25 protein-coding genes are annotated in these 24,761 nt (G+C 42.5%); 6 read left to right on the top strand and 19 right to left on the bottom strand.

All coding sequences use genetic code 11. From position 1 onward, the window contains the following. Positions 1 to 25: 25 nt before the first annotated feature. Positions 26 to 763 carry a hypothetical protein gene (locus ACO06Y_RS10175; protein WP_422083722.1) on the top strand — a complete coding sequence of 246 codons (738 nt, stop codon included), beginning with the start codon at positions 26 to 28 and terminating at the stop codon, positions 761 to 763. 52 nt (positions 764 to 815) lie between these two features. Beyond that, positions 816 to 1,415, top strand: coding sequence for a MarR family winged helix-turn-helix transcriptional regulator (locus ACO06Y_RS10170; protein WP_422083721.1), 600 nt, complete (start codon positions 816 to 818; stop codon positions 1,413 to 1,415). Positions 1,416 to 1,462: 47 nt separating this feature from the next. Here the strand turns inward: ACO06Y_RS10170 and ACO06Y_RS10165 are convergent, their stop codons facing one another. From ACO06Y_RS10165 to gldB, 3 genes are all read right to left on the bottom strand, one after another. Continuing rightward, a complete protein-coding gene (locus ACO06Y_RS10165; protein WP_422083720.1) occupies positions 1,463 to 2,788 on the bottom strand; it encodes an ATP-dependent 6-phosphofructokinase in 1,326 nt (441 codons plus the stop codon). 135 nt (positions 2,789 to 2,923) lie between these two features. Beyond that, the gene (gene gldC, locus ACO06Y_RS10160; RefSeq protein ID WP_422083719.1) at positions 2,924 to 3,259 is read right to left on the bottom strand and encodes a gliding motility protein GldC; all 336 of its coding nucleotides are present in this window, start codon (positions 3,257 to 3,259) and stop codon (positions 2,924 to 2,926) included. 3 nt (positions 3,260 to 3,262) lie between these two features. Then, entirely contained in the window at positions 3,263 to 4,261 is a 999-nt protein-coding gene (gene gldB / locus ACO06Y_RS10155) for a gliding motility lipoprotein GldB (protein ID WP_422083718.1), read from the bottom strand. Between the two features lie 53 nt (positions 4,262 to 4,314). Here gldB and nadE point away from each other — a divergent pair, with 53 nt between their 5' ends. Both nadE and ACO06Y_RS10145 read left to right on the top strand, forming a co-directional pair. Then, the gene (gene nadE, locus ACO06Y_RS10150; RefSeq protein WP_422083717.1) at positions 4,315 to 5,103 is read left to right on the top strand and encodes an NAD(+) synthase; all 789 of its coding nucleotides are present in this window, start codon (positions 4,315 to 4,317) and stop codon (positions 5,101 to 5,103) included. A gap of 172 nt (positions 5,104 to 5,275) precedes the next feature. Next, the gene (locus tag ACO06Y_RS10145; RefSeq protein ID WP_299535263.1) at positions 5,276 to 5,905 is read left to right on the top strand and encodes a response regulator; all 630 of its coding nucleotides are present in this window, start codon (positions 5,276 to 5,278) and stop codon (positions 5,903 to 5,905) included. Positions 5,906 to 5,963: 58 nt separating this feature from the next. Here the strand turns inward: ACO06Y_RS10145 and dnaG are convergent, their stop codons facing one another. Both dnaG and ACO06Y_RS10135 read right to left on the bottom strand, forming a co-directional pair. Next, positions 5,964 to 7,943, bottom strand: a complete 1,980-nt coding sequence (gene dnaG / locus ACO06Y_RS10140; RefSeq protein ID WP_422083716.1) for a DNA primase — start codon at positions 7,941 to 7,943, stop codon at positions 5,964 to 5,966. Positions 7,944 to 8,027: 84 nt separating this feature from the next. Continuing rightward, a complete protein-coding gene (locus ACO06Y_RS10135) occupies positions 8,028 to 8,726 on the bottom strand; it encodes a DUF4386 domain-containing protein (RefSeq protein ID WP_422083715.1) in 699 nt (232 codons plus the stop codon). A gap of 63 nt (positions 8,727 to 8,789) precedes the next feature. Here ACO06Y_RS10135 and ACO06Y_RS10130 point away from each other — a divergent pair, with 63 nt between their 5' ends. Beyond that, positions 8,790 to 9,035 (top strand): zinc-ribbon domain-containing protein, encoded by a 246-nt coding sequence (locus ACO06Y_RS10130; protein WP_422083714.1) that lies wholly within the window; start codon positions 8,790 to 8,792, stop codon positions 9,033 to 9,035. A gap of 55 nt (positions 9,036 to 9,090) precedes the next feature. On the opposite strand, the gene ACO06Y_RS10125 is transcribed toward ACO06Y_RS10130, so the two are convergent. The 12 genes from ACO06Y_RS10125 to rsgA all read right to left on the bottom strand — a co-directional run bounded on the left by ACO06Y_RS10125 (position 9,091) and on the right by rsgA (position 22,147). Next, positions 9,091 to 10,158, bottom strand: coding sequence for a hypothetical protein (locus ACO06Y_RS10125; RefSeq protein ID WP_422083713.1), 1,068 nt, complete (start codon positions 10,156 to 10,158; stop codon positions 9,091 to 9,093). Positions 10,159 to 10,242: 84 nt separating this feature from the next. Continuing rightward, positions 10,243 to 11,019 carry a hypothetical protein gene (locus ACO06Y_RS10120; protein ID WP_422083712.1) on the bottom strand — a complete coding sequence of 259 codons (777 nt, stop codon included), beginning with the start codon at positions 11,017 to 11,019 and terminating at the stop codon, positions 10,243 to 10,245. Further along, a complete protein-coding gene (locus ACO06Y_RS10115; protein ID WP_422083711.1) occupies positions 11,006 to 11,572 on the bottom strand; it encodes an RNA polymerase sigma factor in 567 nt (188 codons plus the stop codon). The genes ACO06Y_RS10120 and ACO06Y_RS10115 overlap by 14 nt, the downstream gene beginning before the upstream one ends. A gap of 146 nt (positions 11,573 to 11,718) precedes the next feature. Continuing rightward, positions 11,719 to 12,696 (bottom strand): polyprenyl synthetase family protein, encoded by a 978-nt coding sequence (locus ACO06Y_RS10110; RefSeq protein ID WP_422083710.1) that lies wholly within the window; start codon positions 12,694 to 12,696, stop codon positions 11,719 to 11,721. 116 nt (positions 12,697 to 12,812) lie between these two features. After that, positions 12,813 to 13,853: a 23S rRNA (adenine(2503)-C(2))-methyltransferase RlmN gene (gene rlmN, locus ACO06Y_RS10105; RefSeq protein ID WP_422083709.1), complete on the bottom strand. Its 1,041-nt coding sequence runs from the start codon at positions 13,851 to 13,853 to the stop codon at positions 12,813 to 12,815. A 74-nt stretch (positions 13,854 to 13,927) separates the two neighbouring features. Next, positions 13,928 to 14,977: a tRNA preQ1(34) S-adenosylmethionine ribosyltransferase-isomerase QueA gene (gene queA / locus ACO06Y_RS10100; RefSeq protein WP_422083708.1), complete on the bottom strand. Its 1,050-nt coding sequence runs from the start codon at positions 14,975 to 14,977 to the stop codon at positions 13,928 to 13,930. 86 nt (positions 14,978 to 15,063) lie between these two features. Next, positions 15,064 to 16,293, bottom strand: coding sequence for a 3-phosphoshikimate 1-carboxyvinyltransferase (locus tag ACO06Y_RS10095; RefSeq protein WP_422083707.1), 1,230 nt, complete (start codon positions 16,291 to 16,293; stop codon positions 15,064 to 15,066). 37 nt (positions 16,294 to 16,330) lie between these two features. Beyond that, positions 16,331 to 16,657, bottom strand: coding sequence for a nucleotide pyrophosphohydrolase (locus ACO06Y_RS10090; protein ID WP_422083706.1), 327 nt, complete (start codon positions 16,655 to 16,657; stop codon positions 16,331 to 16,333). Next, positions 16,623 to 18,674: a DUF3857 domain-containing protein gene (locus tag ACO06Y_RS10085; protein WP_422083705.1), complete on the bottom strand. Its 2,052-nt coding sequence runs from the start codon at positions 18,672 to 18,674 to the stop codon at positions 16,623 to 16,625. Before ACO06Y_RS10085 ends, ACO06Y_RS10090 begins: the two co-directional genes overlap by 35 nt. 26 nt (positions 18,675 to 18,700) lie before the next feature. Continuing rightward, a complete protein-coding gene (locus tag ACO06Y_RS10080; RefSeq protein WP_422083704.1) occupies positions 18,701 to 20,617 on the bottom strand; it encodes a DUF3857 domain-containing protein in 1,917 nt (638 codons plus the stop codon). A gap of 82 nt (positions 20,618 to 20,699) precedes the next feature. Further along, on the bottom strand, positions 20,700 to 21,152 hold the full coding sequence (gene dtd, locus ACO06Y_RS10075) for a D-aminoacyl-tRNA deacylase (protein WP_422083703.1): 453 nt from the start codon (positions 21,150 to 21,152) through the stop codon (positions 20,700 to 20,702). A gap of 41 nt (positions 21,153 to 21,193) precedes the next feature. Beyond that, entirely contained in the window at positions 21,194 to 22,147 is a 954-nt protein-coding gene (gene rsgA / locus ACO06Y_RS10070) for a ribosome small subunit-dependent GTPase A (RefSeq protein ID WP_422083702.1), read from the bottom strand. A 107-nt stretch (positions 22,148 to 22,254) separates the two neighbouring features. On the opposite strand from rsgA, the gene ACO06Y_RS10065 reads away from it, so the two are divergent. Further along, positions 22,255 to 22,698 carry a hypothetical protein gene (locus tag ACO06Y_RS10065; protein ID WP_422083701.1) on the top strand — a complete coding sequence of 148 codons (444 nt, stop codon included), beginning with the start codon at positions 22,255 to 22,257 and terminating at the stop codon, positions 22,696 to 22,698. 116 nt (positions 22,699 to 22,814) lie between these two features. On the opposite strand, the gene ACO06Y_RS10060 is transcribed toward ACO06Y_RS10065, so the two are convergent. After that, positions 22,815 to 23,897 carry a chorismate mutase gene (locus ACO06Y_RS10060; RefSeq protein WP_422083700.1) on the bottom strand — a complete coding sequence of 361 codons (1,083 nt, stop codon included), beginning with the start codon at positions 23,895 to 23,897 and terminating at the stop codon, positions 22,815 to 22,817. Between the two features lies 1 nt (position 23,898). Continuing rightward, the gene (locus ACO06Y_RS10055) at positions 23,899 to 24,759 is read right to left on the bottom strand and encodes a prephenate dehydrogenase (protein ID WP_422083699.1); all 861 of its coding nucleotides are present in this window, start codon (positions 24,757 to 24,759) and stop codon (positions 23,899 to 23,901) included. Between the last annotated feature and the right edge of the window lie 2 nt (positions 24,760 to 24,761).

Here is a 24,761-nt window from a genome sequence, read left to right as displayed (position 1 = left end):
TTAGTTTAACTAATTATTTAAGCAAATGAAACATATGTTATTCATGGTGTACGGCTTTCTTTTTGGTGCACTGGTCTGTAAGGGACAAACGCTTAACGAGTCGGCCGATTTCAAGGATTCGGAAAATTTGATGATCCAAAGCACATCCGTTATCCATGATACCGAACTGCAACAGTTGGTATTTACGATAAGGGTAAAGGGTCTTGCAGGGGCTAGTGTTCCTGAAAAAGTCGGACAGATGGACGGTGCCCCGGTCTTGGGGTACGTCTTTCCGACCAACCTCTCCTCTACCGATGTTGGATTTTCCGAAACCGATGGAATCGTGGCACTGGCGTTGACTTCCCATCCCGATTTTGACGATACGCCCCTTTGGGATGAAAACACAAATACCATTTATGACGACGATGGGGTGGTTTGGCACCCCCATTGGGTCGTCTTAAACGAGGACAAGCGTGTTCCCGGCGGATTAAGTGTAAAACAATTCCCCAAAGGAGATACCAAGGTAAAGTTGCCGCCTACCAATCCAGGTATGCCCATGTACATGGATTCTCCGGGTTTTGCCGTGATTGCCCATGGGCCGACCATAAAAGTGGTAGTTCCCCTATACCGGATGAACCACCGTAAACAATTTAATTTTGACGCGGTAACCGCTTATATGCAGGTTAATACCTCAAATAAGGATGCTCCTTTGCTAGGAGTCTATTCCGTATATAGTATAGCTTCGGGAGACCTATCCTTGCCCTATACAGTATCCGACAACTAGTTTTTGCCCCAAGTAGTTAGGTAAACTAATTTCTTGGGGCTATTTTTGTTTTATGGAGACCTTTGATCCAAAATATCAGAACCAGCATATAGAAAGTAAAATTGTAGTGGCCTTGGAGCGCGTCTCCGAGGCCTTTAAGGTCTTGCTTTGGCAAAAAGGTAAGGAAAATGCACTTACACCCATTCAATTACAAATCCTGTTGTTTGTCCATTTCCACCTGCCGGAGAAATGTAAGGTCAACTATTTGGCCAAGGAATTCAATGTAACCAAGGCCACAATCAGTGAATCCATACGATTATTGTTGAAAAAGAATCTCATTCTTAAGGAGACCGACCCTTCCGATACCCGAAGTTTCTTTATATACCTTACCGAAAAAGGGAAGACCACGGTGCAACGGACAAGTTCCTTTGCCCATCCTATTGAAAAACCTATTCATTCCTTCTCTGAGGAGCAAAAAAGGATACTCTTCCAAAGCCTATTGGAGTTGATCGAAAAGTTGAATAAAGCCGGCATCGTCAATGTACAACGTATGTGTACCTCATGCCGCTTTTATGAATCCGGGTCGGAAAACGATTATTGCAGACTATTGGAGAAGCGCCTATACCAAAAGGATTTGCGCATCGATTGTCCCGAACATCAAATGGCATCTTAGCTAATTGTGTAATCCGTTCCCTAAATTTAGGTGTCTTTAAAAAAAAGTCAACTCATTAGAAAAGGCTGGCCCGTACTTTCCAATACAGCAAACCAAAACTCTCCCTCCAAGTCTATCTTCTTACGCCTATTGGTAACCTCGGATATGGGCAAATACACAAATTTGTTGTTCAACCTGCCTACTACGAATTTGGTCTTTCCCGCCATGGCCCCATGAATGGCATAATGGGCCAACCTGCTACAAAAAATACTGTCACCTGCGTTGGCCGGAGCACTACGGATTATGTAACTGGGGTCTATATACTTAATGGTAACCTCCTTGTCCATGGCCTTAAAGTAGTTTCCGATTTCGGATTTTAAGAACGGTCCGATATCCTTGTGTTTTACATTGCCCGAGGCGTCCTTGGTCTCCGTGCTATCTTGCGTAAAAAGATGCTGGCCCGCACCTTCCGCCACGACAATGACCGCATGGTGTTTTGTTTCCAAACGATTTTTTAGGTTTTCCAAAAACCCGTTTTCGCCGTATAATTCGAATTCCATTTCAGGTACCAGTACAAAATTCACTACGGGCATGGACATCGCGGCACATGCCGCAATGAAGCCGCTATCCCGCCCCATCAACTTTACGATTGAAACTCCATTGTAGGCACCCGTAGCCTCGTTATGGGCATCCCGTATAATGGGACTGGCCATATCAAACGCCGTCTCAAATCCAAAGGACTTGTCTATTAAATTAATATCATTGTCAATAGTCTTGGGAATGCCGACCACCGAAATTTTCAGGCCACGTCTCTGAATTTCCTCACCTATGGCATTGGCCCCTTTTAAGGTTCCGTCCCCGCCAATGGCAAAAAGCATATCCACCTGATTATCCTCCAGGGTGTCCACCATACCCGAAACACTCTGGCCCCCACGTGAGGAGCCCAAAACCGTCCCCCCGAATTCATGGATGTCCTTTACGATATCCGGTGTTAAATGTTTTAGTTTATGCCCATAGGTCGGGATAAGTCCCTCGTAACCGTAAGGTACGCCCAAAATGTTCTTTACCCCATAAAAGTAATAGAGCCCCATAACCAAGCTACGAATAACGTTGTTGATCCCGGGACAGAGTCCGCCACAGGTAACGATGGCTGCCGTGGTCTTTGTGGGGTCGAACAGGAGTTTTTCCCGTGGACCTGCCTTCTCCAAGCAAAGGGGTTCCTCGTCTTCGGTCACACACCGATTAAATTCACTTAAGGAAATATCATAGAGCAGTCTATCCTTGTCCTGCACAAAATTGAAAACTTTATCACCCTTTGTCTTGCTCAAATGGAGCGGGGACGGAAAGGTGGGTATGCCCAAGTTTTCAATATCAAATTTTTTAGTGGAAGCCATAAAAAGTCTTGCTTTAGTCGTATTTAGGACGTTAAATTTAAGGCTAAATCGATGAGATAAACAATGAAATTTGGGTGAAATGCCAAATGTTCATAAACCTACCGTATCAAATGACAATACACCAAAAAATGAAGCTTATTTTTTTAATTCCAGTTTCTCCGCAAAGTAGTCGCAAAAATCCTTCATGGTAGCTGTCATTTTTTCATCCTGTGTGGCTTTCATAAAAGTGTCCGATAGGGAAACCAAAGTTTGATGAAAGAAAATCTTCATCTCATCCACTGGCATATCCTTGGTCCAAAGATCGATCTTTAGGGATTCCTTGTTCTTACTGTCCCAAACCGACAGTAACATGGCCTTAGCCTCCTCATTATGGACACCCCCATCCTGTGCGGACCAGGAGAGTTCCTCTGGAACGCGGTTTTCATCCAACCCTACCTTTAGGGTAATTTCCGAAGTATGGAGTTTAGCCATAGTTTATTTTTTGGGTTTGTAATTACTCTTTTTGAATATTTCCTCTGCGGGCAGACCGAGCATCTGTTGCATGGAAACCGCGTTCCGTTCCATAAAGGCCCTTACAATCTGCCAACCTAAATAGCGCCCTATACGTCCCGGGGATTCGTTGTCCAATTCCAGCCCAAACTTGGAGAAGGGTGCGGGGTCCAAAAAACGTGGACCTAGTTTAGCATCCGTATCATACAGGAGCTCACGTTCAATAAAATAACGCCACATAGGTTCTTCATTAAGGTGGGCCCATTCCAAATCTTCCTGGGAATAGCCAATGCGCTGGGCCTCCGATAAAAATGGGGTCAGCTTGTCCTTTACATATAATTCCTTGCCATAATAGACAACTTGGGCCAAAAAGGTTCGGTCATTTGCCCTGGGCACCACTCGCTTGGCAAAGGCGCTGGCCACATCACTGACCAAATATTGTTTGTCCATACCTGCTGCAATGTAATTGGATATTCGCTCGTAGAACTTATGTTCGGGGCCCAGATAGTTATCAAGCCCTATTAAAAGTAGACTATCCGTAAGGATTACGCGATTTTCATAATCTACATCGGAAGTGACCGTAACAATTTTGGGGACATCAAACCGGGGAAAGTAATACTTAATATGTTTAAAAAGCAATTGCAAATCGGTTTCTTCCTGTTCGAAATTGGAAAATTCATCACCAACTTCCCTTAAAAGTTCAACCTGAACGATATCCTTTAATTTGACCACCCAAACACTATCCGGGTATTGGGCGGGAAAAAGATAAGGGTATTCTTTTTTGAGCGAGGGCAAGTCCGACGGTTCCGCCTTGGCAAATTCTCGGTCAAAACGGAAGACCTGTAGGCTTAAATCCATTTTACCGATTGCCTCGGCAACCTTATCATTGTCATTACAGCCTAAAAGCAGGAAAGAAACTAAGAAAAAAGTAAAAATGTACTTTACTGTATAAAGTAATCCCGTTTCCATTTTATTTTTAGACATCAAGGCTTTATTTTTATCGGGCAAAGTTAATCGTTTCGTCAATAAAGAGCAGTATGCAGACCGAAAAGGTAGTAGACCATATTGTAAAGTGGTTAAAGGATTATACTACGAATGCCAAAATGAAGGGATTTGTGGTGGGTGTATCCGGGGGTATCGATTCCGCAGTAACTTCCACCTTATGTGCACGGACCGGTTTGGATGTACTTTGTCTGGAAATGCCCATTCACCAGTCCGTAAAACAGGTAAACAGGGCGGCCAACCATATTGATTGGTTACAGGAACATTACCCGAATGTAAAAAGACAGCCGGTAAACCTTACCTCGGTATTCGACAGTCTTATTGAAGTACTTCCCGACGTAGCCGATGAGGAAAGCCGTTTTATGTCATTGGCCAATACCCGCGCACGCCTACGAATGACCACTTTATATTATTTTGCCGCCTTAAAGGGTTATTTGGTGGCCGGTACGGGCAATAAGGTCGAGGATTTTGGTGTGGGTTTCTATACCAAATATGGGGATGGTGGAGTGGACTTGAGCCCTATTGCCGACTTATTGAAAACCGAAGTCTATGAAATTGCAGATTACTTGGGCGTTAACGAGGAAATCATCCAAGCGGCCCCCACGGATGGTCTTTGGGGCGATAACAGAACCGATGAAGATCAGATTGGCGCTTCCTATCCAGAATTGGAATGGGCCATGAAAATGGATGATGAGGGAAAGACCGTTTCAGACTTTTCTGGTCGGGAAAAGGAAGTTTTTACTATATTTAAGCAATTAAACTCGGCCAATCAACATAAAATGAAGCCGATACCCGTATGCGAGATTCCCGAAATGTTAAAATAGACCACTCAACTAAGAATCAAGTAGATAAATCGAATAATATTCAAAAAATAAGGCTTTTTAATAAAAAAAAACCATTTTTGTTTACGAATTCAGATAATTAAACCTTACATTGCATGTCAGTTTTTTTGGACTTCTGCAAATTTGGGTATATTTTTAGACTAAAACTAGCGAAATGATCAAAGTATTAATTGCTGATAACCACCCTATCATCCGGATGGGTGTAAAACATGTATTGGAATCTGCCTCTGGTTTTGAGGTAGTGGAAGACGTTTCCACTACATCCGAGCTTTTTGAAAAACTGGAACGAATTACCCCTGATGTCGTTATGTTGGAAATGGATATTCCAGAGATAAACGGTATCGCCACCTTGCGAAAGATTAAAAAAGAGTATCCTGATGTTAAAGTGTTGATGTACAGCGGACAATCCGAAGATGTATATGCACTGAGCAGCATTAGGGCAGGTGCATTCGGTTATTTGTCCAAAGCCTCGGATATAGATTACATTATTTCCGCAGTGCGAAAAGTAAGCGAGGGCAATATGTTCATCACCAATGAACTTGCCCAAAGACTGGCATTTGACGAAGGAACCCAAAGACCAAGAAGGTTCTTCAGGAAACTTTCTACGCGAGAGGTTGAAGTGCTTAAACTATTGGCCAGCGGAAAACGAAACAAGGATGTTGCCATTGGTCTTAACTTGAACGAAAAGACCGTCAGTACCTATAAGGCACGTTTAATGAAAAAGTTGAACGTGGACAATATGGTAGATCTTTTACAACAAGCCAAAGCATTGGAATTGTATTAGAGCGGTAATCATCTATTACAGAGGCCCCAAAAGTTACACTTTTGGGGCCTCTGTTTTTTTATGAAAGTACCCGATTCAGTTTTTTATTCAACAATTTGTTCAATTGGAGATAGTTCATAATCTCCTCCAGGGTCTCCGTATTGTTCCCATGATTTTCTTGGGTATTGTTCTGAAGGGCCTCCATGCGCTTTTTGATCAAATAGCAACGTAAGGTCAAAATGGTCTCGCTTACCAATTGCCCCACGCCGGTCTTTTTATCCCTGGGATAAATATCCTTTCGCTCCCAATTATGCAACGCATACTTTTCTTCTTCCATGAGAATGGATGAAATCTCCTCTACCATTTTTTGGTCAAGATCTGAGATAAAAGTGCTTATGGAAAAATCCTCATCCGCATTTAATTGCTCTATCAATTTATAGTAGATACTTCGAAACTGTTCGTTCGTTAGCTCTATCTCATCTTCCTGAAGATCCAAATAAATTTTTTCATAGACCTTGGCTTCCAGGGACTCTGGTTCCAAGATCAAATCGCCATCATCGTTTTCCTTTAGAACAAGGTCTTCGAATTCCTGCCTTTCATTTCCGTACAGTAAAAGCACCTCAATAATCTTTCGCTCCAATTCGTATTGCACATCTACCTTTTCAACGGCAACCTGATTTTTTACAACATCAAAGGCCTTTTGTTCCGGTTTGGCTTTTTTTACGGCATCCGCTATCTCCTTTTTACCGATTTGGGCCAACGTGCTGAACAGAACGTTTTCGGAAACATTCATAATCTGTGCACATTCCTGTATATAGATTTCGCGCTTAATGGCATCGGGAATCTTGGCTATGCTATTTACAATATCACGAACCGTCTCCGCCCTTTTTATAGGGTCATTGGAAGCTTCTTCTGCCAGTAAATTTGCCTTAAACTGAATGAAGTCCTTTGCATTCTCCTCCAAGTAAAGCTGAACATCCTCCAACTCGTTATTCTTGGCAAAACTATCCGGATCCTCACCTTCCGGAAAAGGACAGACCCTAACGTTCATGCCCTGTTCCAAGATCAGATCGATACCCCTTAGGGACGCCCTTAATCCCGCGGCATCCCCATCGAACAGAACGGTAATGTTTTTCGTAAGCCTATTGATCAAACGTATCTGTTCCGGGGTAAGGGCGGTACCACTGGAGGATACTACATTGCGGATGCCCCTTTGATAAAATTGGATGACGTCCGTATATCCTTCTACCAGATAGCAATTATCTTCCTTGGCGATGTCCTGTTTTGCAAAGTAAATACCGTAGAGTACTTTACTCTTATGGTAAATTTCGCTCTCCGGGGAATTCAGGTATTTGGCCGCTTTTTTATCATTGGTCAAAATACGTCCCCCAAAACCAAGAACCCTACCGCTCATGGAGTGAATAGGGAACATGACCCGTCCCTTGAATCGATCGAATTTCTTGGTATTATCGGGATTTTGGGTATCTTCTTTAACGATAGTCAATCCCGTTTTTTCCAAATACACCAACTTATACCCATTTTCAAGGGCGGCTTTGGTAAATCCGTCCCATTGATCCAAGCAATAGCCCAAACCAAATTTTTTGATGGTCTCATCAGTAAAACCACGTTCCTTGAAATAGCTTAAACCTATGGCCTTGCCCAACTCCGTTTCCCAGAGCATTTCCGAAAAGTGTTTCTGGGCAAATTCGGAAACCAGGTACATGCTTTCGCGCTCATTGGCCTCGGCCTTCTGTTCATCGGTGCGCTCGGTTTCCTCGACTTCGATATTGTATTTTTTGGCCAGGTATTTTATGGCCTCGGGATAGGTAAAATGCTCATGCTCCATCAAAAAGGCCACCACATTGCCCCCTTTTCCACTGCTAAAGTCCTTCCAAATCTGTTTTACCGGTGAAACCATAAAACTTGGTGTACGCTCATCGGTAAAAGGGCTCAGCCCCTTAAAGTTGGATCCTGATTTCTTTAATTGTACAAAATCACCGATAACCTCTTCCAAACGGGCGGTTTCATATACTTGATCTATGGTGGATTTTGAAATCAAAACAAACGAAATCTGGCAGGCAAATATAACCTGTATCCATAAATATAAGCCAAAATGTAGCTTTTTAAAAGCAGGTCTTATGATTTAACCTTGCGGAGCTTTAACCACCTTTATCCCGATGGTCAGAAGCCAAAGGCAAATCCCGATTTCCCCTATGGCAGCGGGAATACCTACAAGGGTAGCCCCCAAAGTTTGTCCATAGTCTTCGCAAAGGAAATACCCCAGAAAGTCCAAGAGGTATCCAAAGCAACCCAGCATTAACATGATTCCTAAAAATTTATGGAGAAAGCCCGATTTGTACACCAAATATCCAAAAGGAAACAACCATAGTCCCCAAAATATGTGGGCCACCAAACTTCCGTTGTTACTGGATTTAAGAAGCAGCATCGCCTTTGCCTGTAGCTCGTCCGAAGTAAAAGTTTTTAAGGACTCGGAATCATTGATTAAGGTGAGTAGGTCTATTTGATATGTTATGCCAATATAGGATATAGGAACACTAACTATGGCAAGAACCACCATGAGCACGGCTTGGCCCTCATTGACTCCTTTAAGTAATCTGTACAACGTTAGTGGTAAGAATATGAAGCAGGCGAAGCATAGTAAACCACTTAGTATGCCCAGCCGAAACAGGTGTTCCGAAGCTTTGATATTTTCAACGGTCATTCCAGGGTCTTCCCAGACGATAAGCTCGGAGGGTACATAGAGCAAACTAAACATGCCACTCAATATGAGAATGAGATAAAATGTCCCGGCAATTCTTGCGGTTCTTTTCGTAGGTTCCATTGGTTACTGTTTTTATTTCTTTTATTACATTAATTTGAATGTTTCTTCCGATATCTTTGTGCTATGATACTCTTCCTTGGTACCCGTCCCGGAAAAACCGAAATAAAGCGCCTATCCGGTGTTCGCTGCCCTTTTTGCAATCAGACCGGAACTCTGACCGTTTCCAGGACATCCAACTACTTTCATTTGTTTTGGGTCAAGCTATTTAAAATTTCCACCTCAAAGCTTGCGGAATGTTCCCATTGCAAACGTGTTTATTACCAGAATGAATTTACCCCGGAGATGGAAAATGCCATAGGAATAGATTAAGAATAAAGGTTTAAGATCCGCCTCAAGTTAAAGAGGCGAACCTTATTCCACCTCGTCACAAGTCGCACCGAAGGCCCAAAGAAATATTCCGTTGCTCTACCAAAGCGTCCTTAAAAATCGGATTCAGATCATATTTTATATAGAGTAGTATGCCATCGAACCCGGCATATGCGCTAAGTCCATATACAAAATTTGTCGTATTATAGCCCCTTTTCAGCTTGTCCTTAACGTTTTCCCCGGCCCGGTCGTACTTCAACTTCTGGCGGGTGCTCAGGTTAAATCCGCCATACCCGCCGATACCCAGTCGAAATTGGTTTTGGATGGAGTATCGAATGGTATTTTCCGTTTGTCTAAATCTTGAGGGGCCAAATTCAAAATGAATCGGGAAAACGAGATTGTCCATACGGAATTTGGATTTGCTCAGCTCGAATTCGAATTCCTGTAATTCCGCCTGACCTTCATCGTTGATTACAAAATATTGATTGTCCTTGGGTTTTAGGCCGTTGAATTGAAAGGAAAACCCATACGTAAAGCGCATAAAATTGGAGTTGTCAAAAACTCTGGTGCGCCATACCCACCCCAATTCAAAAAATCGGCTTCCCCCAATTTTATAGGGCGAATCATCCAGGGATTGACCCTCGATAATGGCATTGTTAAAGCCTATGGCGACAACCGGATCGGAATACGTACGACGGTCATATTTTGGAGGCTTATCACTTCTTTCGAAAACATGCCACGGTTTCCCATCCACATTAATACTAATTCCCGTTCCATCATCGATAATGGAAAACCCTTTTTCCTCCTCGAGCATAGTTCCCTGGTTACGTTCCAACAACGCTATCTTATTATCGATGATAGCGTGTTTGTTCTCAATGTTCAATGCCCTTAGTTTGGCTGCATTTTCCTTGAGAATCCTTGCTTCTTCAGCGTTTAGGTCACCATCATCCAATCTTCTGTTGATGTGCTCTATTTCCAATTTTAATGCCTCTTTCTCCTGCTCCGTAATCTTGATCTTTTGCTCCCTTAGGGCCTCAATTTTTTCTTTGTTCCGCTCTTGTGCAACGGCATGGTTCATAATCAAGGAAATTAAAATCAAGGTTAAATAAAAAACAATGGTCCTCATACTTGTTTGTTTTTGAAATGTTCCCTCCCTATCTCCCCGACGGTCGCGGGGAGAGAAGAAGGAAATCCATTAATGATTGATGAATTAATTATTTCGATCCGCCACGGCCGTGCGTACCCTCATAAAACCGGTTTTTAACTTTTCGAAAATTTGATCCCTAAAGGATTGATCTAGTTCATCCTCTACCTCCATTAACAAAGCCATGGCATCTACCTTTCCGTTCTCCAGGAAAAGTTTTTCCGCAATTATTTCCCTTTGCGCTTTTAGTAAAAGGGAGTCCACCTCCGCATCGGAGACCGTTCTATTTTCCTGCTCCAGAACATCGACCTGCGCCATAATTTCCGCTATTTTGGTATTGATGATAGCTTCCGAATCCTCGCTTGAAGTTTCATTTTCAATTTCTGTATCTCCCGTTGTATCCGTGGAAGCAATGATCGTCCCCATGTCTTCCAAGGTGTCTTCCTCGATTATTCTCTTTTCGTTCGGAAAATGTATCGGTTCTTCCAAGGGTTTTTCTATATCCAAACCTCTATTTGTTCCGACCACTTGAGGCTGTTCTTGAAATATTTTTTCATCCGTTCCTTTTTTTAACGTATCCCCAACTTTGGTATTTTCACTATCCGTATCCACGATTTCAATATCAGGATTCACTACAGGCCCTTGAGAGTCCAAATACACCAAAGAGATTACCAAAAGACCTGCAAAGCCCGCCGCAATGCCATACCACAAAAAACGATTCGATTTTGGTCTTGGAGTAACGTCCAAACGGCCTACCACCTTCTGCCAAGCCTCGGGAGAAGGCCGTATTTCCCTTGTCTCCAATTGTTTTTTGATATGCTTTTCAAAACTATTCGGTTCCATATCCTATAATATTTTGTTTCTTTAAACTTTGCTGCAACAACTTTCTGGCCTTGAACAATTGCGATTTTGAGGTACTCTCCGATATGGCCAGCATTTCGGCAATTTCTTGATGTTTATACCCTTCCACGGCATACAATACGAATACGGTCCTATAGCCTTCAGGCAAGGCATCGATCATGGTCTGTATGTATTCGGTGTCCAATTTGGCAGAGGTATCCGAAACGAATTTTTCCCCGTGCCTTTCGTATACCGTATCATCATAGACTACAAATTGTTGTTTTCGTAAATAGGAAATACTTTCCCTCACCATGATTTTTTTTATCCATCCCTCAAAACTGCCCTGATGACGAAAAGTTTCAAGTCCCTGAAAAACTTTTACAAAACCATTGACCATAACGTCTTCCGCAAATTGCAAATCTTTGATGTACCTTCTACAAACCCCGAGCATTTTGGGAGCAAATTTTTCGTAAAGGCGTTGCTGCGCATCCCGATTGCCAGAAGTCGCTCTTTCTATAAGCTGCTTTTCGTTTTTATAAAAAGAAATAATTTTCAATTTTATAAAAGTGGTTTTGGTTACTCCTTATTTCTATAGACGATTCAGTACAAGAAAACGTTGCCTGGAAAGTTGATTTTTTTTTTCTGAAGTTTTAGGAAAGGCAGAAATATGTCATTTTGCTATAAGGACGATGCCATCCGACTTCATTTTTTTCTGTCCACTACATAATTTACCATAAGCTCAAGGGAGCTTTTGTACTCCGAAGGCGGATACGTCTCCAGAAGTTTCAGGGCCTCTTCCTTAAAATCGAGCATTTTCTGTATGGCATAGTCCAACCCTCCCTTTTCCTTTACGAAAGCTATTACCTGTTTTACCCTGGTCCTGTCCTTATTGTGATTTTTTACGGAATTGATCAACCATCCTTTTTCCGATTTGGAGCAGTTATTAAGGGCATAGATAAGGGGCAGGGTCATCTTCTGTTCCTTGATATCTATACCCGTAGGCTTCCCGATTTTCTCTTCCCCATAGTCAAAGAGATCATCTTTTATTTGAAAGGCCATACCGCAGAGCTCCCCGAATTTTCGGAAGGTCTCCACATCCTGCGAATCGGGTTTTACGGAGCAGGCGCCCAAGCTGCAACATGCGGCAATCAAAGTAGCTGTCTTTTGACGAATGATATCGTAATATACCTCCTCCGTAATGTCCAATCGCCTTGCCTTTTCGATCTGCAACAGTTCCCCCTCGCTCATTTCACGGACAGCCACCGAAATGATCCGAAGTAGATCAAAATCGCCATTGTCTATGGATAACAATAATCCTTTTGATAAGAGATAATCACCTACTAAAACGGCTATCTTATTTTTCCATAATGCATTGATGGAAAAAAATCCGCGGCGCTTGTTGCTTTCGTCCACTACATCATCATGAACCAAAGTAGCCGTGTGAATAAGTTCAATGACCGAGGCCCCACGATACGTACGTTCGTTTACCTCCCCGTTGTTCAGCAGCTTAGCGGTCAAAAAAACAAACATAGGTCGCATTTGTTTGCCTTTTCGATTTACAATATAGTAGGTAATGCGATTGAGGAGCGCGACCTTGGAGGACATGGCATTTAAGAACTTTTTCTCAAAAAGTTCCATTTCATGTTCTATAGGTTCCTTTATTTGGGATACTGTTTTCAAGAAGTTTGGTTTTCTATCGCGTTGGATTTGGAAAGATAAAAATAAAATAAGGAAAAGAAGGGGTAATCGGCGCGCGGTATTGGTTGGAAAGCACTATAGAATGCTACTTGCTTTCGTTAATGCTTATTTGCCAATTGACCACAGGCCGCATCGATATCCTTGCCCCTGGAACGCCTAACGGTAACTACAATCCCGTTTTCCTCTAATGTGCCTACATATCGATCCAATGCCGTTTTTGAGGCTTGCTGAAACTGACCGTCATCAATCGGGTTATACTCGATAAGATTTACTTTGGAGGGTGCAAATTTGCAGAAGTCCACCAAGGCATCCACATCCCTTTGTGTATCGTTGATCCCTTCCCAGACTACATACTCATAGGTGATTCTACTTTTGGTCCTATTGTACCAATATTGAAGGGCCTCCCGTAGGTCGGTCAAGGTAAACGTGGCATTAAAGGGCATTATGGACGTACGTATCTCATCTATGGCCGAATGAAGGGATACCGCCAATTTGAATTTGACCCCGTCGTCCGCCATTTTTTTAATCATTTTGGGCACCCCGGATGTGGAGACCGTAATGCGTTTTGGGGACATTCCAAGCCCTGCTGGGGAAGTAATCTTATCGATAGCCTTTAGCACATTGTTATAGTTCATCAAAGGTTCGCCCATTCCCATAAATACGATATTGCTCAAAGGCCGATCAAAATAGAGCCTACTTTCATTATCAATGGCCACTACCTGATCGTAGATTTCATCTGGGTTCAGATTACGCATCCGTTTCAAACGGGCGGTAGCACAGAACTTGCAGTCCAGACTACATCCTACTTGGCTGGAAACACAGGCGGTGGTCCGATTGGCCGTTGGTATCAAAACAGATTCCACCACCAACCCATCATGCAATCGTACGGCATTTTTTATGGTACCGTCCGCACTGCGCTGCATTTGATCTACGCGAATGTGATTGATAACAAAATTCGCTTCCAATAGCCCTCGCGTTTCCTTGGAAAGATTTGTCATTACATCAAAGGAATGCGCGGATTTCTGCCAAAGCCATTCATAGACCTGATTGCCACGAAAAGCCCTATCGCCCTGGTCTACAAAAAACCCACGCAGTTGTTCCCTGGTAAGGGCCCTTATGTCCTTCTTTTTTGTTTCCAATACGTAAAAAGATAAAAAATCCTGCCGAACCGTTGACTTGGCAGGCAGGATTTCCAAAATCTGTTTTAGCCTTCCTATATAATCAACATGGCATCGCCATAGGAATAAAAGCGATATCCTTCCAAAATAGCTTCTTTGTATGCCCTTTTCATAAGATCATGGCCTATAAAGGCAGATACCATCATAAGCAGGGTAGATTTGGGCAAATGAAAATTGGTAATCATACAATTGGCAATACTAAAATCATAGGGCGGGAAAATGAACTTATTGGTCCATCCGTCAAAGGTATTCAACGTCTGTTCGGAAGAAACCGCGCTTTCCAATCCCCGCATTGCCGTAGTGCCCACCGCACATACTTTTTTTCTGGTTTCCTTGGCCCGGTTTACCACCTCCGTTGCCTTTTCGTCAATAATCAATTCCTCACTATCCATTTTATGTTTGGAAAGGTCTTCTACCTCTACCGGATTGAAAGTTCCTAAGCCAACATGCAAGGTCAATTCCGCGAAATTCACTCCTTTTATTTCCAAACGCTTCAATAAATGCTTGGAAAAGTGAAGCCCGGCAGTTGGAGCTGCCACAGCTCCCTCATGCTTGGCATAAATGGTCTGATAGCGTTCCTCATCCTCTGGTTCCACATTTCGCTTTATGTATTTTGGTAAAGGAGTCTCTCCCAATTCCCTTAGCTTCCTTCTAAAGTCGATATAGGCCCCATCATACAAAAAACGTAACGTCCTTCCTCTGGACGTGGTGTTGTCAATGACTTCCGCCACTAGGCTTTCATCATCCCCAAAATATAGTTTATTGCCAATTCGGATTTTCCGTGCCGGATCTACCAGAACATCCCATAGTCTTTGTTCCTCGTTCAGTTCCCTTAGTAAAAAGACCTCGATACGGGCTCCGGTCTTTTCCTTGTTTCCATATAATCTTGCCGGAAAGACCTTTGTATTGTTCAGGACCATAACATCGCCTTCGTCAAAATAATCGATAAGGTCCTTGAACATCCTATGTTCTATTTTACCAGAATCCCGATGAATAACCATTAATTTGGACTCATCTCTATTTTCAGTTGGGTACTCTGCCAATAAATTCTTGGGAAGTTCAAAGTTAAAATGCGATAATTTCATAAGTAAATTGAGTTAGCGATTTTTGCGGCTGCAAATATACAATGTGGCCATAGGGGTTGTCAAGTAAAACAGGGATTAAATACGAATTATGGTTTTTGTATCCCAAAACCGAGTATTTTAAGGTCTTTCCAAAAGTCGGGGTAGGATTTTGAGACCACTTCGGCATCGTTGACATATAGTGAGGTCTTCATGGCCATGGGAGCAAAGGCCATAGCCATTCTATGATCGTTATAGGTATCGATGGCCACCTCCTTGTTGATCCGATTTGACGGACGCAGTATCAGGTCCTTATCCGATACGGTTATATCGGCACCCAATTTGGAGAGCTCCGTGTTCAAGGCTTCCAATCGATCCGTTTCTTTAATTTTTAGGGTATGCAATCCGGTAAGATGGCATCCGACACCCAGTCCAAAGCACGTAACCGCAATAGTCTGGGCGGTGTCCGGAGCGTTCGAAAGATCTAGATCCAAACTTTCGGGTCTTAGGTCCGCCGTTTTTCTCAGGCTTATTTCGTTTTCCCCGAAATCGGTCTCTACTCCCCAGTTTTTGTAAATTCCCGTAAGCACGCTGTCACCCTGCAAACTATTCTTTTTATAGGATGAAAGCACCACTTTGGAACCTACATCGCCAAGGGCAACAATGCTATAAAAATAGGAGGCGGAGCTCCAATCGGATTCTACCACCACTGTTTTTGAATCCACAAACTGTTTGGGATATACCTTAATAGTATTCCCTTCAAAAGTAGTTCGTATACCCATTTGTTCCAGTAGGGACAAGGTCATCCTTATATATGGGACGGAGGTAATCTTACCTTTTAGTTCCAATTCCAGTCCATTTTCCAGACTAGCTGCGATAAGCAGCAATGAGGAAATATATTGGCTGCTGATATTGGCGGGAAGGCTTACCTCATTTTTGGTAAGTATATTCCCTTTAATTCGTATAGGGGGATATCCCTCGTTCTTTTCATATTCGATTTCGGCCCCTAGGTTACGTAGTGCATCCACTAAAACTTTTATGGGCCGTTCGGTCATACGCTGTGAACCTGTGAGCAGAACTTCCTTGCCTTCCTGTGAGGCAAAATAGCTGGTTAGGAAGCGCATAGCGGTACCGGCATGATGGATATCCACGACTCCCTTGCTTGTACCCAATCCTTTTTGCATGACCTCGGCATCATCGGAATTGGAAAGGTTTTCAATCGCGATATTCGGATACAAGGCCTGTAGCAATAGCAAACGATTGGACTCACTTTTTGAGCCCGTAATGCGGATGTTCGACTTTAGTAGTTTAGTTGACGGAGGCGACAGATGTAGTTTCAATCCAATCCAGTTCTAATGGTAAAGCCCAAAGATAGCACTATTTAAGCTTTTTGTTGTTTTGGTGCCTATTATGATCACGTTGGGTCTTCAACACCAATTTTTGATCAAAGGCTTCCTGCAAATCCACGCCTGTCTGGTTGGCCAAACAAAGGACAACAAAGAGCACATCGGCCAACTCCTCGCCCAGATCTCTTTCCTTATCGGATTCCTTTTCGCTCTGCTCACCATATCTCCGAGCAATAATACGGGCCACCTCCCCTACCTCCTCGGTGAGTTGGGCCATATTTGTAAGCTCATTAAAATAGCGTACGCCGTGCTGCTTTATCCAATTATCTACTTCCTGCTGGAGCTTCCTGAGGGCCATCTGCGGTAATTTTGGATAAAACTACCTTTTCTGCCTCTTTTTCCACTATTTTTTTGTAGAATTCTTTCAAATTAGGATAATCTACGGCAGGAATAATGGCCGCCTTCATCTTCAAATCGGCCAAAACCTGGATCTGATTGCCCTTGGCCACCACTTTATAGATAAAGCTTGCCATTTTATTGGGTAAGCCCAACTTTATATCTTCCGGCAATGTCTCAATTTCATATCCTTCAGGAAGGGAAATATTGATTACCATTTTTTCTTCCCAAGGATAGGCATAGTCTATAGGATAATTTCTTTCTTCTAATTTAAAGGGGTTTTCAGTCATTGTGCTATTGAACAATGGATTGAAGTACATCTTATCCCCAACTTTTGCTATCTGGCCGTCTAGGGTAAAATCCATATTTTCCATAATCGGCTTGCCTACCGCCTTGTTGTTTTTTACTTCATATTCCCCGATTTCCATTCCTATTTGGGAGGATTCCAATTTTTCCAAATACGAATCTTCCTGTACACCATTGAACTTGTTTCTAAATTCGTATGCCCTAAAATCAGTGTACGTTTTCCGCATCTTACCACTAACCAGGCCATTTTGATCCAGGGATACGGTACAATTGGAATTCTCCTTGGAAACTCTTTTGGGCATCACGGAAACACTATTGAAGCTTCCATCTTTTTTTATCAATTTTCCATACCAATTCAGTGCATGTATGGGCAATACATTGGGTTTGGTATATTTATTGGAAGCATCCAAAAGAATAATAGCATCGTTCAAGGAGATAGAAGCCACTACGTAGTTAAACCCTTTTCGTGTGGGAAATAGTGGTACTCCGTGATCCCTAGTGCTTATAAGTACCGGATTGGCTTCCAAACCAGCCTCACTTAGCATTGCGGTCAACATTAGATTGATGTCCGCTATGTTACCACTACGATCGTCATAGGCCTTTTTAACACCTTTGTCGGTATAAAACCCAGCCATGCCGTTCCAATTCATATGGTTTTGAACATATTGAAAAATAACAGCTGCCTTCTCCGCCTCATCGGTTTTATCCGCTATTAGGGTTTGAAGCGCTTCCCTGAAATATTTTTTCTGGGTAAGCTGACCTCCAAAACTACGATTTTCATAGATTGCCTTGATTACCTTCTCCCATGTAGTAGTATAGCTTTTTATAGGGGATTGGGGAAACTTTGTGTATTGTAATTCATATAAAACGGCACTTCTATAGTTATTCATGTTGTTAACATGGGGTTCCTCCTTTAAGGCCGGTACATCTTGCATTGTATAGTTGGTGACATGAACAATATAGTTAAGGTTGGAATTGCTATACGTGGTGGTCGTGTTATATTTCCCTGTTCTCTGCTTATCGGTAAAGGTTATAGTTCCGCCTTCCGTGCCTGTTTGAGGGTTAAGGGGGAGATATCCTTTCATAGTGGGCTTAAAGACGAAATATTCCGGAGACTTTATTGAAATTTGCTGATATTTAATTGGTATGTCATATTGCATTTCTATTTCATCGATAAGCCAATAAAAAGGGGAATAAATCTGATATTCATATTCAATAACACTCCCGACCTTTACGTTGGGCATGGTAAATTTTTCTTCACTATAATAATCGTTCAATTTAGTTTTGAACTCACCCTCCTTGGACAATTTATGTTTTTTGACCTGTCCGTTTTCCAGATTATAGGTAAATGCCTTCAAACCACTTATGGTTTCCTTATCACTGTCCTCCTTGTACAGTTTTTCAGCTACCGTCGCATACTCAAAGCCTTCCGGCTTATAAATCTTCACCCGCTCATGGATAGAAGTAACCAATTGAAAACCTATGGATTGCTTATATTCAAAACGAATATTTTTGTACCGATACAATACGGCGGCAACGGCGGAGGAATCCTTTTCATACACTTCTTGCCTAAGCTCAGCTTCGGATACCTTTCCGAATTTGACTTCCTGTCCCGAGATTTCCCGGGCAATGGCACAGATAAACAGGCATAAAATAATTTTGAGGTTTTTCATGGTTAAGTTGTTTATGAAATTTGGGTCTAAAGATCGGCTTTGATAATTACTGCTTGGGCTTTGTCCGCTGAAGCGATCTTTTTTCTAAAATTGCGGTAGTTGGCATATTCCTCCTTGGGATAAGTCCCTTTTTTAAGGAAAAAACTGCGTTTATAAGTTAAGGTATTGCTTTCTGTATTATAATCAAGTTCTGCGGCGTATGTGCCAAATTGAGTTTCAAGTTTTACATTCTCCGGAAGAGCTTCAACTTCATATCCATTGGGCATTGCTATTTCAAATACATCCTCATCCAAAAAACCTCGTTGTATTTCCAAGGGTAATCTCCGATTTCTATGACGTTGGGGCACATAACTGTTTTTGTTGAACGCGTTGGGAGCAAACAGGATTCTTTCACCGCTTAGCGAGGCATAATTTTTGGCAGAAACCTCCACAACCTCGGTAAATAGAATTTCCTCACGATTATTATCAAATTCGTAGCTCTGAAGATTAATATTATTCACTTCGCTCCAATAATCCTTATAATGTTCGCTAATCTTATCCTTTGATTTTTCTTCAAGGGTAAAACGATTATCGTATTGCACTCCTTTGGTAGCAATAACCACTTTACCGGATATTTCACCATCTTCCAAAAGGTTAAATTGTGCCTTGGTCAATTGATGGTTCTTTTCGTTGTTGTACGCTACCGTGGATACGAGTTCGCCCCCTTCGGGTTTTACCACAAGTACTTTACGATCATCGGTGAAATCGCCAACAAAACCAAAAGGATGGATTTGTGAAGTGCAGTCTATCCAATAGTACTTGTCTTGGTATGGAATGGCCAAAATAACATGGTTCCCTTGCCGAAGATCCGCAAAGTCTTCCTCAAAATCCACTTTTCTGGGCCCTGCTTCCACAACTGTATAATAAGATTCTACGTTCACTGCCTCCAACAGGGCCTTTGTATAATTGGAAAGCCCTTTACAATCCCCATATTTAACACGGTCTACCTCTACGGCACTTATGGGCCTAAAGCCGCCTATACCTATCTGAACACTTATATATCTTGTATTGTCCTGTACGTACTTATAGATTACTTTCGCCTTTTCCAAATCATCCTCAATACCCTTCACTAGGTTTCTCGCCATAGTTTGGGTCGCTTCTGAAAGTTCCGTACGCCCTTTCAGAAGGGAGTTGTTGACCCATGATCCCAATTGATCCCAATCATCCACGTCACCATCAAAACCTTTATAGTGAAAATGTTCCAATCGTACCGAAAGTTTTGGTGCCAAGCTACTATAATCCGGACTGTGCGCCTCACTTTTTACAGCGGGAAGGTTGTGGGCGGTATATACAATACTACCGGTGCGTTCCTCCTTTTCAATCGAAAAGCCTTCTAGATTGTACTCCTTAATGACCGGTTTTAGATTGCTTGAGGCATACGTAATCTCATAATGGCTCTTTTCCACACTGGCCAAATACCCTGATAAAAAATACCAAGGAGGGAAAAGGCCCGTATCACTGGTTTCCACTTCATAGGAAAATTCCATGGTGTACGGATATTGTACGGGAGTATAGGAATAGGTGAGTAATCTATCATCTATGTAAAGGGATATACCGTCCGCTGCACTGACATCCTGAAAATCCCTTTTCCTTATGTGTTCAATTTCCTTCCCCATTTTATCGTACACATAAGCTTCTATGTGTTTTATCTTTTTATCGCTATCATAAAAAACCCGAGGTCTGGCATACCGGTTACCCAACTTGTTTAAAACCGTTACCACTTGCTTTACAGTATACACCATCTTGTTTCTGGCCTCCACGTGTATACGCATTTCATCCAGTCGAACCACTGCATTGGCATTTTCGACAAGATCTTTGTTCAATAAAAGGGCTTGATAATTGGGTTCTTGGGCAGAACTGATAAATACAAAAAAAAGTGCGGTAAAAAGTAGGAGTAGGCGCATTGGTTTAGGTCGGGGTTGAAACTTACAACGTAAAGTACTAAAATTTCTTACATTTTGCGGTTATAAAATCGATGAATACACCTTATTCCCTGTTCTTTGTATCCATAACGATGGTCACCGGACCATCATTCAATAACTCTACTTTCATATCGGCACCAAAAACTCCCGTCCCTACCCTTTTTCCCGAGTCGATTTCCAATTGTCGTACAAATTCTTCATACAAGGGAATGGAAAAATCGGGTTTTGCTGCTTTTATGTAGGAGGGCCTATTTCCTTTTTTGGTAGAGGCATGTAGGGTAAACTGACTGACCACAAGGGCGGTACCATCGATGTCCAATAACGAACGATTCATTACGCCGTCCAGGTCATTAAAAATCCTTAGGTTTACGATTTTTCGTGAGAGCCATTCGATATCTTCTTTCCCATCGGCATCCTCTATCCCCAATAAAATGAGAAGACCTTCACGGATTTCGGAGACCACTTTTCCCTCTATCGTTACACTTGCCTTTGATACTCTTTGAATCACTGCCCGCATAATCCAATACCTAACCCTCTATGGGAGAAGAAATATTATTTTTAGTCCGTTTTACCATAGTTATCCATTCTGTACGTATCTTCCTGGCCTGTTACCATTTGTACATAACTTCGATATCTGCTCCAAGATACCTCATCCTTTTCCAAGGCCTCCTTAACCGCACATTTGGGTTCATCCAAATGTAGGCAGTTGTTGAATTTACAATTCTTCTTCAGCCTAAAAAACTCGGGAAAATAATCCCCTATTTCGTCCTTATCCATATCCACCATACCAAAGCCTTTTATCCCCGGCGTATCTATAATCCGTGCGTCAAAGCTCAAATCGAACATCTCGGCAAATGTAGTGGTATGCTGTCCTTGTAGATGTTGTTCGGATATTTCTGCGGTCTTAATGTCCAAAAAAGGTTCCAATTTATTGATTAAGGTGGATTTGCCCACGCCTGAATGGCCTGAAAACATACTGGTTTTATGGAGCATCAATTCCTTTACCCGGTCTACGTTCCTTCCAGTTTTTGCGGATATGCCCATGCAGGTGTATCCTACATCCGTATAAAGGTCAATCAAACGTTTTACCTCGTTAAACTCTCCCTCCCCATAGGTGTCCATTTTATTGAACAACAAAACCGTTGGAATGTCATAGGCTTCCGCAGTGGCCAAAAAGCGGTCTATGAAAATGGTGTGGGTCACGGGGTTGTTCAGCGTAATTATCAAAAAAACCTGATCTAGGTTAGCAGCAATGATATGGGTCTGTTTGGAGAGGTTTACCGATTTCCGAATAATGTAATTCTTGCGATCTTCTATTTCCGAGATAACTCCAATGGTTTCGTCACCAATCTGTTCTATCTCGAATTTCACCTTGTCCCCGACCGCAACAGGATTTGTACTTTTGATACCCTTAATACGAAATTTTCCCTTAATCCTACATTCGTAGAATTCTCCGTTATCCGTTTTAACGGTATACCAACTCCCTGTAGATTTATATACGACTCCGGTCATTACGTTTAAAAATTCACCGTAGATTAGGTCGACGCAAAAATACCCATTTTTCTTTTTAAGAATCGCGGTATCTTTGGGCCAATTCTAACAAGTAAATCGTGAAAACAATGAAAAAAATTCTATTTATTATCTGTCTTGCCATCGCAGCCACCTTTGAAATCCATGCCCAACAGTTTAAGGTAATAACCAGTGTGGAGTCCATTGTACCCAGTGGAATTGGTAGGTCTCGGATTATAGATGCCCAAGAGGACAAGGATTTTGCGGAATACACTTCACAGCAGACGGAAGAGGACAATACAAGGAACAAGTCCAAGCGAGGGGATATCCGGGTAAAGAACTTTGAGGAAACCAAGCTCTTGAACTTTTACAATATTGGTGGAATCCGTTTTCAGAACATTGCGGCCAACGATGCCGTCGTTTCCTCTAAATTGACCGCGATGGCGGCGGAAGGATGGGAACTGGTCTTTGTGACCAGTGCCGTGGAATCCGATGCGGGGGATAAGGACGGTCAGGGTATATTTATTACGCGTTATGTCTTTAAGAAAGATTAGCGAAGTCCTTTACCTTCCACAGGCAATTGCATTTTAAGTTGATACAAGAAGTCATCATAACGAAACGATCCGTCTATTTGGATAGACGGATCGTTGTTTCAATTACCTTTTCCCGTTCAGGCGTTGATAATCTTTTCCTGATGGTTAATGGATTCTTGATGGATGGCCTTGAACATTTTTAATACGAATTCTTCGCTCAATCCCTTGGACTCGCCTTCCAAGATCATCTTTCCTAAAATGGCGTTCCACCGATTGGTCTGAAGCACGGCTACGTTACGTTGCTTTTTAAGCTCCCCAATACCATCGGAGACTTTCATACGTTTCCCGAGCAAATCTATTAATTGATTGTCGATAATATCTATTTGGGCCCTTAGGTTGTTCAACTTGCTGTTGTACTCTGCCTCCTTGTCCGTCTCCTTTCTAATTCGTAGATCTTCCATAATTTGTACCAATCGTTTGGGTGTTACTTGCTGTGCTGCATCGCTCCATGCATTGTCCGGGTCATGGTGCGTCTCGATCATCAGTCCATCAAAATTCAGATCTAGGGCCGTTTGGGACACATCAAAGATCATGTCCCTTTTTCCGGTGATGTGCGATGGATCGTTGATAATGGGCAAGTCCGGAAATTTGGTCTGTAGCTCAATGGCCAACTGCCACTCCGGAATATTTCGATATTTGGATTTTTCATAGGTCGAAAAACCACGATGGATAACCCCCAATTTTTTGATGTCGGCGGTATGCAACCGTTCCACCGCCCCCAACCATAAGGAAAGATCAGGATTTACCGGATTCTTTATCAAAACAATCTTGTCCGTACCCTCCAGGGCATCGGCAATGTCCTGTACAATAAATGGGCTTACGGTTGAACGGGCACCGATCCATAACAAGTCTATATCATGTTCCAAGGCCAGCTCCACATGGTTTCTATTGGCCACTTCCGTAGCGGTCTTCAAACCGGTCTCCTCCTTTACTTTCTGCAACCATTTTAGACCCAATGCCCCGACACCCTCAAAATTTCCTGGACGGGTACGTGGTTTCCATATACCGGCACGATAATAATTTACATCCGTGTCCTTTAGATCATGGGCTATCCTCAGTACCTGCTTCTCGGTTTCCGCACTACAGGGTCCGGCTATCACCAATGGGTGGGGCAAGTCCATATCATCCAACCATTTTCTCAATTCCTTTGTATTCTCCATTTTATTGTTTGTTAAGTGGTATTCCTTTTAAGATTTCCTTTATTTTATTCGTATTGTCCATTTCACTGTAAATGCCACCATAGTCATTCTCCAAAAGAAGCGCTTTAAATGCTTCCAAGTTTTGGATATAATCCTCCAATATCTCGACTACATTTTCTTTGTTCTGTTCAAAAATGGGGGTCCACATGGCCGGAGAGCTTTTGGCCAAACGGACCGTACTTTCAAAGCCACTACCGGCCATATCAAAAATATCCCTTTCGTTTTTTTCTTTTTCAATGACCGTTTTTCCCAACATAAACGAGCTGATATGCGATAAGTGGGATACATAGGCAATATGTCTATCGTGCGCCAACGGATTCATATAGCGAATTCGCATGCCTATTTCCTGAAAAAGTCCCAAAGCCCGTTCCTGCAATTTAAAGGCGGTCTTTTCCACTTCACAGATGATGTTGGTCTTGCCATTATACAAACCTTCAATAGCCGCCGAAGGGCCGGAAAACTCTGTCCCGGCAATGGGATGACAAGCCAAAAAATTCCTGCGCTTAGGATGATCCGCCAAACTTTTGCAAATCAGGTTCTTGGTAGATCCGCCATCAAAGACCACACAATCATCGTTAACGGCGTTCAAGATTTTGGGCAGTTCCGTAACTAGAACATCCACCGGAATGGTTACAATGACCATATCCGCAAGCGATAAATCCTGATAGCCGGATTTTTCGTCAATAATGTTCAAGGATAGTGCCTCATCCAAATGGGACGAATTGGTATCCACCCCGAATAGTTTCGAGTCGGGACGCAACCTTTTTATATCCTTTGCAAAGGAGCCTCCAATTAGACCTACACCTATGACGAATATGTTCATTT

The organism is Ulvibacterium sp. (genome assembly GCF_965228935.1).
Taxonomy (GTDB): Bacteria; Bacteroidota; Bacteroidia; order Flavobacteriales; family Flavobacteriaceae; genus Ulvibacterium.
This window is presented reverse-complemented; position numbering and strand designations above follow the sequence as displayed.